This is a genomic window from Pseudarthrobacter naphthalenicus (assembly GCF_029076445.1).
Classification (GTDB): Bacteria; Actinomycetota; Actinomycetes; order Actinomycetales; family Micrococcaceae; genus Arthrobacter; species Arthrobacter naphthalenicus.
Genome location: NZ_JARESG010000016.1, coordinates 94,483 through 104,249, shown reverse-complemented (window position 1 = coordinate 104,249; position 9,767 = coordinate 94,483). Strand labels below are relative to the sequence as shown.

At 61.7% G+C, this 9,767-nt stretch carries 11 protein-coding genes; 6 read left to right on the top strand and 5 right to left on the bottom strand.

All coding sequences use genetic code 11. The annotated features are described in order from the left end of the window. Positions 1–336: 336 nt before the first annotated feature. From PY310_RS15750 to PY310_RS15730, 5 genes are all read right to left on the bottom strand, one after another. Complete coding sequence (locus tag PY310_RS15750; RefSeq protein WP_056394456.1) at positions 337–705, bottom strand: ParB family protein; 369 nt, start codon at positions 703–705, stop codon at positions 337–339. Further along, positions 702–1,616: a ParA family protein gene (locus PY310_RS15745; RefSeq protein ID WP_082581910.1), complete on the bottom strand. Its 915-nt coding sequence runs from the start codon at positions 1,614–1,616 to the stop codon at positions 702–704. The genes PY310_RS15750 and PY310_RS15745 overlap by 4 nt, the downstream gene beginning before the upstream one ends. A gap of 477 nt (positions 1,617–2,093) precedes the next feature. Beyond that, positions 2,094–3,719, bottom strand: a complete 1,626-nt coding sequence (locus tag PY310_RS15740) for a bifunctional DNA primase/polymerase (RefSeq protein WP_275215401.1) — start codon at positions 3,717–3,719, stop codon at positions 2,094–2,096. Positions 3,720–4,074: 355 nt separating this feature from the next. Continuing rightward, positions 4,075–4,302, bottom strand: coding sequence for a hypothetical protein (locus PY310_RS15735; protein WP_235509920.1), 228 nt, complete (start codon positions 4,300–4,302; stop codon positions 4,075–4,077). A 69-nt stretch (positions 4,303–4,371) separates the two neighbouring features. After that, entirely contained in the window at positions 4,372–4,620 is a 249-nt protein-coding gene (locus PY310_RS15730; RefSeq protein WP_235509926.1) for a helix-turn-helix domain-containing protein, read from the bottom strand. A gap of 374 nt (positions 4,621–4,994) precedes the next feature. On the opposite strand from PY310_RS15730, the gene PY310_RS15725 reads away from it, so the two are divergent. From PY310_RS15725 to PY310_RS15700, 6 genes are read left to right on the top strand one after another with little or no spacing between them, the layout of a single operon-like run. Next, positions 4,995–6,077 (top strand): CHAP domain-containing protein, encoded by a 1,083-nt coding sequence (locus tag PY310_RS15725; RefSeq protein ID WP_275215400.1) that lies wholly within the window; start codon positions 4,995–4,997, stop codon positions 6,075–6,077. Then, positions 6,074–6,583 (top strand): hypothetical protein, encoded by a 510-nt coding sequence (locus PY310_RS15720; RefSeq protein ID WP_275215399.1) that lies wholly within the window; start codon positions 6,074–6,076, stop codon positions 6,581–6,583. Before PY310_RS15725 ends, PY310_RS15720 begins: the two co-directional genes overlap by 4 nt. Positions 6,584–6,617: 34 nt before the next feature. After that, positions 6,618–8,051: a MinD/ParA family ATP-binding protein gene (locus tag PY310_RS15715; RefSeq protein WP_275215398.1), complete on the top strand. Its 1,434-nt coding sequence runs from the start codon at positions 6,618–6,620 to the stop codon at positions 8,049–8,051. Positions 8,052–8,094: 43 nt separating this feature from the next. Beyond that, positions 8,095–8,685 carry a DUF6668 family protein gene (locus PY310_RS15710; protein WP_275215397.1) on the top strand — a complete coding sequence of 197 codons (591 nt, stop codon included), beginning with the start codon at positions 8,095–8,097 and terminating at the stop codon, positions 8,683–8,685. A 43-nt stretch (positions 8,686–8,728) separates the two neighbouring features. After that, on the top strand, positions 8,729–8,998 hold the full coding sequence (locus PY310_RS15705) for a hypothetical protein (RefSeq protein ID WP_012311500.1): 270 nt from the start codon (positions 8,729–8,731) through the stop codon (positions 8,996–8,998). A 21-nt stretch (positions 8,999–9,019) separates the two neighbouring features. Continuing rightward, complete coding sequence (locus PY310_RS15700) at positions 9,020–9,766, top strand: DUF8175 domain-containg protein (protein ID WP_275215396.1); 747 nt, start codon at positions 9,020–9,022, stop codon at positions 9,764–9,766. Position 9,767: the final 1 nt, after the last annotated feature.

Genomic DNA, 9,767 nt, shown 5'->3' with positions numbered 1-9,767 from the left:
TCTCGAGTCGGTCACGATTTTCCGTGTTTTCCTCTGAGGAGGAGTCCCGTCCGAGATCCGTCGTGGACACTTTCCACAACGGATGCACCGCGCCACTTGGGCACCGACAGAGACGGACTAGAGATATCGACCGTTTTTGACGTCGCGAGCAGTACTGGGCACACGTGACGTGGGGTTACCGATGTGCCCGTACGAATGATGGTGGAGGAACTGCTGGAAGGCGGTCGGGACGCGTTCAATGCACGCCGGTGCCTCTACGGCTTTTAGGGAGAGCGGACGGCACTCGCGCTCAGCCGTGGGTACAGCACCGGCGATGGCTGAACCGGCTGCGCTGCTTCAGCTGTCCTTGAGCCGGCGGCCCCCTGGAAGGTTTTCGCCCCACGACGGGTACATCGCTCCCCCATTGTGCTCGGCTTCGCGACGTGCCGTCTCTGCTTCGATCGCTTTCGCCACGAAGTGACTCCACGTGTTATCCCCTTCGGCGTAGCTGGTCGCCCTGTACGCAGCGCGCGCCCGATTGCGAAGCGCAGCGGGGATGCTTACCGTCATATTCGCCGTTTCGGTGTCCTTAGGGTCTGCCTTCTTCGGCGTCTCAGGCCGGTGCCCGGGGAGCATCCTTGCGAGGGGGGCCTCTGCTACGGGTGCGGCGGTGCGCCGCGGGGGCAGGCCTAGCGCGGGTCGGCTCGATGTGGGCTCTGCGCTCATGCGTTGATCTCCTGAGACTCTGCGACGGCGATGCGTCGTGTTACTTCCATGGCGACTGCATGGAGGTCCTCGGCCACGCTGGAAGCAGACTTTGGCCCCGCGTTCCCGGCTTTCGCTTCCCCGCGCAGGACCTCCCACCACTTGGGACCCTTGCTAAGTTCACGTTCTAGCTCGTGGGCCAGCAATCCACGCTCACGGCACGCCTGGGCAGTTGCCTCTGCGTGACGAATGGACATCGGAAACAGCACTTCGTCTGTACCAAAATCCGCTGTGAGGTGATCGCGAGTGACTTTGTGGACCTGCTTGGAATTGGTGCCGGTCCCGACTAAAACGACACCCAGTAGGTCCAAAGATGGGTTGAGTCCGACAACGCTGTCCATGCGTGCCGCGACTGCAGCAACACCCTTTCGGCTAGACATATCAGTCTTCAACGGCACCACCGCATACCGTGCAGCGGCCACCGCTGCCGCCTGTAGCGGCTCGTTCCCTGGCGGGCAGTCGAGCAAGACCAAGTCGTACTCCCCCGCGACACTGGCAAGCAGTTTAGCCAAGGCTAGCTGTGCAGCATCACGGTCCTTCTGGGCCTTAGCTCCAAGGAATGCGGCAGCGTCGTCGAGGTGAGGGCCTCCGGCGATGACGTCCAAGTTGGGTCGAACACCCAGTAGCAGGTCGGGCTCTCCCCCAAAGCACAGCGAGGCCGCCAGGCTTCTACCACCGTCGCCTTGGTCCGCATACCCGAGGTCCTCAGCAAGATTGCCCTGAGGGTCAAGATCCACGAGGAGCACACGCGATCCGCCCTCAGCCAGTAGTCCCCCTACATTGGCCACCAGGCTCGTCTTGAAGACCCCGCCCTTGCCGTTGATTACCGCGATTACGCGGCTAAGGGCACCGCGGTCCAGATCGAGTTTCATCAAGTTTCCCCTTCCAAAGTGATTCCAGCGTAGCCAACAACACCGGCTTCCCTTGGGAAGCTTGCTTACGTGTCTTTTCTTTTTTCACTTGTGAACCCATTGATACAAGCGAACCGGGCAAAACAAGCCTTCATGAGTTCGCCGGGTTCACCGGGTTCGCCAACTACGCTTGGTTCACCGGGTTCACCGGGTTCACCTTTAACGACTGCTTGTGTGTTTTCTCTTTTTTCACTTGTGAATCCGTTGAAGCAACCGAATCGGGCAAAACAAGCCTTCATGAGTTCGCCGGGTTCACCAACAACACTGGGTTCACTTGTAAATACGTCGACCAGTGACTAAGGGTCAGCTCACGGAACCAGACCCGCCGCCCTGACCAACACACGTATGCAAGCTTCTTCCCTAATCGCTGCTGCAGTGAATGCCGCCTGGGCGAGTGCCGAGGGCAAAACCTACAGCACAAGGGCGTGCAAAGTCGGTTTAAGCTGCCAACCACAACGCTGCGTCGTCGGGTGGTATCCAGTGTTCTTCTCGTTCGTAGTCGTACAGGTCCGTTTCCATCATTCGAGCGTCGAGGAAGCGGTCGAGGTAAGCGTGCCAGGCAGCTCGTTCGCGCCGATTCCGGCTGATATGTGCTTGGTAATCGTCCTGCACGCCCAGCCGTGTCGCGAGATCACGCAGATTGACTGAAGTGGTCTTCCAACGGCCTTCGTCGCGCCTGATCATGGCTAGGGCCTCCATGTCGGCAAGTGCTTTTGTGATGGCGTTACGACTGATTCCGGTGGTTCTCACGATTTCTGCCGTGGTGGGGGAGCGGCGACCTCGTTCGATGGCTTCGTATACGAGGGCAGCAGCATCGCCGAGCGCGCGGAATACAGGCCGAATGGCATGGATTTTCCCCCGCCGCCACGTGAGTTCGCGGGCCTGCTGCTGGTAATGCTCAGGTAACTGGATCAGATAGACATCGGCGGCTTTGTGGCGGGCATCTGCAACCTTGGTCAGGATCCCGTCTGATGCTTTTGCCAGAACAGGCAGGAGTCTCGCGATGGTGACGTGGTGTTTTCCCATTGCCACAGCAAGTGTGCGGCAGCCAACGTCAACGATGTCGGTTTCCTTGGCCCGCATGTAGCCCAAGAGTCCCCGGATCAGAAGACGAAGGCTAAGGCCTTCGCGGCCACGGGCTTGCAAGCGGTGATCGAGCACCGCGTAGAGGATATTTTCCAGGTCGTTCACGAGCTGATGGATTGCTGCAGAGCTGGGTTTGATTGCCCCCCCTGTGAGTCTTGTGGGGCTTGTGTTGTTAATAAGTACATCTTTTTCCCCGGCTTTGCGGGTCCGAGCGTTTTGGTCGGACCCGCTGGAGGCGTAGGCCTGGGCCTTGGCCCATTCGGTACTTAGGAGCCGTTCCTGGTTAGCAGGTGTGCCATATAGGGCGGCTAGCCCGGGGAACTGGCCGGTGAGTTCGTTTTGTACGTGCTCGCGGGTCCAACCGCAGGCGCTGAAGTGGTTCAGGACGGCCATGCGGGCCTCTGAAGGGCTCTTGTACCGTGCAGTGTCGTAGAGACCGGTACGGGCCACTCGGCGCAGCGGAAGTTCTGCTCCCGGCCGAGGCGCGGGAACAGAATGGGGAGTACGGGCGGCGGCCTTGGCTCTTCGTGCTGCGAGTTCCTTCTGCCGGCGCAGCTCCGGCATCAGCGCTGCTTGAAGTCGAGCGATAGCATCAGAGCCGTTGCGGCGGCGCATGATGTCGTAGGCCTCACTGAGGGGAGTGACCAGTATCTGGTAGCCACCAGACTTGTGGATGCTTCCGGGGACGCGGATGCATCCGTCCGTGATGTTCTGGTGGGGGCTGGGATCGAGACTGGCTGCTGTAAGGGCGAGGGCTTCAACGAGCTCCCGTGCCTCGGAGGCACTCAATCGTTCTCGGAGAGGGATGTACACGTGGCGCCCACCGCTGGGGGAGAAGTCCTCAACCCAGCGCAACCCGCTGCCGCTAAGTAGGCGTCGGATTTGGGCGATGTCCTCTTCCAGGACAGCTTTGTGCGCCTTGGAGGTATCGAGGTCAAGGCACAGGGTGGCCACGCTGCCGTCCGTGCCGTGGACCATGACGGCCGCCGGCCGTGTCGGGAGAGCCGCAGTAATTCTGGGAAGGGTCTTGGGGCGGGGGTACTGGAAGCGTGTACCGATCCAACGACCTGTCCTATAAGTGGGCTGTCCAGCAATCAGGGGGGCAAGAACCCAGGCCTGTTCGGGCCTGACTTGACGCGCGACACCCTGAACGGCATGTGTTGACGCGGAATCGGCTTCCGGTACCATAGACAGCAATAGCCTTCCTTTATGGATGGATATGACAAGATCCACCCACTGGGTGGGTGTTGGATAAGTTCAGATCGAATCCCGCCAAGAACGAGATCTGAACGACATACTTTGTGAAGGCCCGCCTCGTGCGGGCCTTCAGTTTTTAACCGGCCTGCGCGATAGGCAAAGCCTCCTGGTTCTGCAGATCGTCGATGTCGATGGAATCAATGTGCTCAGCTACGAGCGGCGTGAGATAGTCCACGGCGTTCGTGTCAAGGATCTCTAGGATCCTCCGAAGTTTCTGGGCACGCGCCATGTCGGGCTTGACCACAAAAGTATGCCGCGGGCCCTTCGAAGGGCGCCCGCCCAGATTGAGCTTTTGGATTGCCATAGTCACATCTAATCGGTTTTGATTACTGAAAGATGGAAACGTGGGCGGCGTGTCGCTATAAGACAACATTTAACGCCCCAGTAAATAGTCCTTAAGCGCAGCGAGCAATTGCTCTAGACGCTCTGGTTGCACGGCGAACGTCACTGTCCGCCCGCGCCGTTGGCCGGCTGGGACGTCAGCTTCAACTAGTCCGACCTCCTCTAGATTTTGGAGCGTCCTTCTAGCAGTGTTGGCGTCGGTGCCCAGTTCCCTGGCAAGGTCCGCTGCCCCTGTGGGGCCATGGGTCGACAAATGCCGCAGTATGGCTCGGGAGAACATCGTCCCGAATGACTCAATCGCCATGTCCACGTCCCGAAATAGGGCGCTCGGGGGGCGAATGTATCGGGGCATTCATTCATAGTCTCACTTCCTTGCTAGTTCGTATCTGATCCAAGAAGACTACATTAAATGTCGTTTTAGATGTAGTGTCTTATCTGTCGAGCCGCTCGGAGCCAGCAAAGGGCCTGCGGGGGCGTGACAGCGAACACAAACAGGCATTTGACAAGCATTTTGCGTGTGACCCGTGGACAATGGCCTGCGGCGTCCACTCGGTGGAGAAATGTCCGCACCGGTTGGTAGTTGTAGAAACGATGTATTTTTGGGGGAGTGGCAGGCAGTGACCGATTTGTGGCAGTTGGCACGGAGTGGTCGTCATGAGCCAACGTAAGTCGCTTGGCTTAGTGGCCCTTATCGCTATCCCTGGCCTGTTCCTCGGGTTGATCTTCACCATGCTTTTGCTGTTGGCCCCCGCGAAGCCTGCTGTGGCTACCTGCGGTTCCGCCGTCTCTGTTGTCATCGACGCTGATACGAAGGTCGAGGGCTACACCGGGGAGCAGTTGAAGAACGCGGCGGCGATCATGGGTGCAGGCAAGGCCCTGGACCTGTCCGTGAAGGGTCAGATGATCAGCGTCATGGTTTCCCTGGGGGAGTCTGGCTTGCGGGTCTTGGACTACGGCGACGGACCGGGCCCTGACTCCCGTGGATTGTTCCAGCAGCGCGACAACGGCGCGTGGGGCTCCTACGCGGACCGCATGGATCCGGCCATCAGCGCCACGAACTTCATCAACGCCCTGCAGAAGGTCGAAGGCTGGGAGCTGCTCGAGCCGACCATTGCCGGCAACAAGGTCCAGCGCAACGCCGACCCGTACCACTACCAGAAGTACTGGCCCGAGGCCGTCAAACTCGTCCAGGCACTCTCGGACGGCCAGTTCGTGCTTGAAGGCAGCGACTGTGCCATTCCTGGCCAGTCCGGTGCCGGGGATGACTACCCATGGAAAGACTCTCCTACCTGGATGCAGGTCGGAACCAACGACGCCAGCACTTCACCACTGAACTTCTACTACCGGGAGTGCGTGGACTTCGCACTGTGGCGGGTGAACCAGCAGATGGGTTCCGCCGGGGAACCGTTCAAGTTCCTCAACGGCACGTTCCGCCCCGACGGCCAGCGCCTTGGCTCTGCCGTCACGTGGAAGACCGGCTGGGACACCAAAGGCTGGCCCACCGGCAACACACCCCGGGTCGGCGCGGTCGTCTGGTACGCGCCCGGTGCCGGGGGAGCGGACCCGACTTTTGGGCACGTCGCCGTGGTCAAGGAGGTCAAAGACGACGGGACCTACGTCGAGGAGGGCTACAACGGCAACCCGCCCCCGGATGACCACAACTACTACACACGGATTGTCAGCAGCGATGTCCCTTCAGCCTTCCTGTACCTGCCAACCCAAGAGGAGAAGAAGTGAAAAAGCCCCTGGCCCTACTCGCCGCGGTCCTGCTCTGCGCGGCGTGCGCCCCGGCAGCGAACACCACGCCTGCACCGGCAGAATCGACCGCCACGCCGTCCACTCCGGTGTCCCTGAGCGCCAGCAGCGGCCCACAGGCTCCCGGAGGCACGGTCCCGGCCACGATCGGAATCACCTGGGATCAGGCCAGCAAGGACGCGGCCGCGGACATCGCCGAGAAGGCCATGGCGGACTTTGCCCGCCCGGGCGTGGAGGAAAGGCAGTGGGCCAACGATCTTGCCCGCTGGCTGACGCCACAGGCCACAGCTGACTACTCGGCGGTGGACCCGGCCAACATCCCGGCCAGCCGCGTCACCGGGCCGGTCACGCTGAGCGTCGATGAATCCAACGGCTACGCGGTCATGGCAGCGGTCCCCACCAATGCCGGGACCTACACGGTGCAGCTGCTCCGCACAGGCAAGGACGCCCCGTGGAAGGTCAACCGCTTCACCCCACCCGCTTCCTGATCCCACCTTCCACGTTTCAGAAAGGTAGAACCCTATGGTCCTGAACCAGACAGATGTCCCGGCTTTCCCGAAAATCAACGCCATCGTCCGTGCCAACGGAACCGCGGAGGTCGTCGTTGCCGGCAACTCCCGGAACGTGAAAGCAGCCGAGTCCCTGCAGCAGCTCCGCGACAACGCCTTGTCCCTCGTCGTTAGGGAAGCGAAGACACTGAACCGCCCGGTCCGTGTCCAGGTCGATGACCCCGAAGGCCAAGGTGAGCTGATCGTGAACCCGGACGGCACCAAGGAGTCCGTCAGCTACGTAGCCAAGGCCTTACGCCGCCGCGTGGCTGAAGCTTCCACCCCCACGGCAGCACCTCCCGCTCCTGCAGCTGGAGAAACCATTCCAGCGCCCATCAATGACGAGCCGATTACTGACGTCCCGGGCACCGTCCCACTAGCGACAGGAACATCCATGACCCTGACACCCGAAACCACGTCCACGCCGACCACGGAGGCGCAGGAGGCACCGACCCGGCGCAGCCTGAAGGAAACCTCGTTCCTGGTCAGTGCCCCGGTGCTGGAACCGGCCACGAAGGGCTGGCGCGGTGCCCTGACCCGGCTGGGGTTCCGCATGGACCCGTCCGAGGTAGAGATGGCGGAGCGTGAAGACATCCGCACCGTCAGCCAGCACTGGCCCGGCCCGCGCACCGTCGCCGTGGTCAACCGCAAGGGCGGGGCGAACAAAACACCCACAGTGGTGATGCTCTCGGCCATCCTCGCCCGCTATAGCGGCGCGGCGACCTGCGCCTGGGACAACAACGAATCCCAAGGTACCCTGGGCTGGCGGACCGAAAAGGGCTCCCACGACAAGAGCGTCCTGGACCTCATCGACTCGTCCCAGACCCTGCTTTCACCGTCAACCAACGCCGCGGAAATCGCCAACTTCGTTCACCACCAGACTGCTGACAAGTTCGACGTCCTGCGCTCGGATGAGAACGAGGAAGGCGATCACGAAGTGACCGCCGAGGAAGTGGACATCGCCCATCAGGTCCTCACCCGGTACTACCGACTGGTGATCATGGATTCGGGCAACACCGCCCGGGCAGCGAACTGGCGGCGGATGATCGATCACACCGACCAGCTCGTCGTCCCCGTAACCGCCATCGAAGACCGCGCAGAGGCTGCACGCCTGACGCTGCAGACCCTCGAATCCCGCGGCGGCCACGATGCCGAACTGGCGCGCAACGCGGTCATCATCGTCTCCGAATCCACCGATGCCAAGCGGGCGATGTCAGGGGATGCCTTGAAGCGCGCCAAAGACGAAGCCCAGCGCATCGCTGATGGCTTCGCCCCTTATGTCCGGGCCGTCGTCCGGATTCCCTACGACCCGGCCCTGGTCAACGGCCCCATCCGCTACGAAGCCCTCCAGCCCGCCACCCAGCGGGCATGGCTGGCCGCCGCGGCCGCCGTTGCCAGCGGCTTCTAACTGCCCCTTGACCGCCCCAATCCAGTCCGAAAGGAGGACGCAGATGAACCAGCACCTTAACCCCTGGATCACCAGCCCAGAAACGGCAGAGCCTGAAGAGGCAGCTGCAGATGAATATGTTTCTCCGCCGGCGATCATCACCGGCCCGGTCCTGGGGATGGTGGAACCGGACGCAGCTGACCGCCTCGCCCGCCGCGCGGTCACCGGTAAGGCTACGGTCTGGGTTACCGGTGTCCATGGGGGAGCGGGTGAGACCCGGCTCAGCCACCTCGTGGAGGGCGCACGCCCGACAGAACACGCCTGGCCCATCCTTGAAGACGGCTTCAGCAAGCCCGCGGTCCTGCTGGTCTGCCGCTCAGACATGCACGGCCTGAAAGCCGCGCAAAGAGCCCTCATCCAATGGGCTTCCGGCGCAGCCCCCGACGTCAACCTGCTGGGCCTCGCGGTCCTGGCCGATGCGCCAGGAAAACTGCCCAAAGCCCTGCGGGACTTCGCAGCTCTTATCGGTGGGGGAGCCCCCCGGCTCTGGATGCTCCCCTGGGTCGAATCCTGGCGGCTAGGGGACACCAACACCGGGACACCCGGCCGCGAGTATCAACGCCTGATCACCGACCTCACAGCCCTCACCAACTAACCAATCAACAGCTCCACAGCGCCATACTTCGAAAGGTCTCACCATGAACTTCATCGCAGCTCTTCCCGCCAGCGTCATCCCGAACCCGACCCCTGTCGTCCCTCCCCAGGCACAGGGCCTGCTCACCGTACTGAACTGGGCCTCCGGCATCGGCCTGGTCCTCGGCGTGCTGGGCGTAATCATCGTCGGCATCGGCATGGTCATCCAGCTCCGCCGCGGCGAAGGCGGCGAATCCATCGCCAAACTCGGCTGGGTACTCGCCGGCTGCATCATCATCACCGGCGCCTCCGGCATCGTCCGCGCGTTCGTCTAACCCGACCCCCGGAGGTTCATCATGAGCGAATCCACACAGAACAACACCGAACAGAATCCATTCACCAAACCCGGATTCATCATTTCGGCCGCCCTCGTGGTCGCACTGATAGCAGCCGTCATCGTCATCTTCCTGCTCCCTAAGGGACAGGGAAACGCACAGCCGGCCCCTGCCCCCGCAGAATCCGGCAGCTCAGCCGCTGCCAGCCCCAGCGCTTCAGCTGAGGCTGGCGAGAGCGTCTGCGGCCTCCCTTCGAGCAAGGAAACTGCACTTGGAACTGCGCCTAAGTCCAAGTGGGACTTGCTCGGAACCATGGCCGTTCCAACAGATCCATCAACAGCAGGCCCCGGCACTGTGGGCAAGGACGGTCTGAGGTCGTGCTTCGCCCAGTCACCCACAGGGGCTCTTTACGCAACGGTAAACATCTGGGCGTCGTCATTCAACGGCTATGCAAAACAGGTTTACCTGGAGCTTTCGGCAGACAGCCCTTCGCGGGACAAAGCAGTACAGGCCATAAAGGAAGGCAAGGACGTCAGCGGTGGGACCTCACCGAAAGTCCAGATCGCCGGTTTCATCATCCATTCATACACTCCCGAAACAGCCGTCGTGGAGCTGGCCATCAAGAGCAACGATGGCGGATATGGTGCTTTCTCAACGTCAGTGCTGTGGGAGGACGGCGACTGGAAACTCGATATCCCGCCCGCTGGCGGAGGCGCAGTTCGCCAGATCAGTGACCTGAGCTCGTTTATCCCTTGGGCCGGCGTCTGAC

Coding starts and splice junctions, on each gene's coding strand:
- PY310_RS15745 (WP_082581910.1), bottom strand. CDS start 1,616: ATGAAACTCGATCTGGACCGCGGTGCCCTTAGCCGCGTAATCGCGGTA.
- PY310_RS15700 (WP_275215396.1), top strand. CDS start 9,020: ATGAGCGAATCCACACAGAACAACACCGAACAGAATCCATTCACCAAA.
- PY310_RS15730 (WP_235509926.1), bottom strand. CDS start 4,620: ATGTTCTCCCGAGCCATACTGCGGCATTTGTCGACCCATGGCCCCACA.
- PY310_RS15705 (WP_012311500.1), top strand. CDS start 8,729: ATGAACTTCATCGCAGCTCTTCCCGCCAGCGTCATCCCGAACCCGACC.
- PY310_RS15750 (WP_056394456.1), bottom strand. CDS start 705: ATGAGCGCAGAGCCCACATCGAGCCGACCCGCGCTAGGCCTGCCCCCG.
- PY310_RS15715 (WP_275215398.1), top strand. CDS start 6,618: ATGGTCCTGAACCAGACAGATGTCCCGGCTTTCCCGAAAATCAACGCC.
- PY310_RS15725 (WP_275215400.1), top strand. CDS start 4,995: ATGAGCCAACGTAAGTCGCTTGGCTTAGTGGCCCTTATCGCTATCCCT.
- PY310_RS15710 (WP_275215397.1), top strand. CDS start 8,095: ATGAACCAGCACCTTAACCCCTGGATCACCAGCCCAGAAACGGCAGAG.
- PY310_RS15740 (WP_275215401.1), bottom strand. CDS start 3,719: ATGGTCCACGGCACGGACGGCAGCGTGGCCACCCTGTGCCTTGACCTC.
- PY310_RS15735 (WP_235509920.1), bottom strand. CDS start 4,302: ATGGCAATCCAAAAGCTCAATCTGGGCGGGCGCCCTTCGAAGGGCCCG.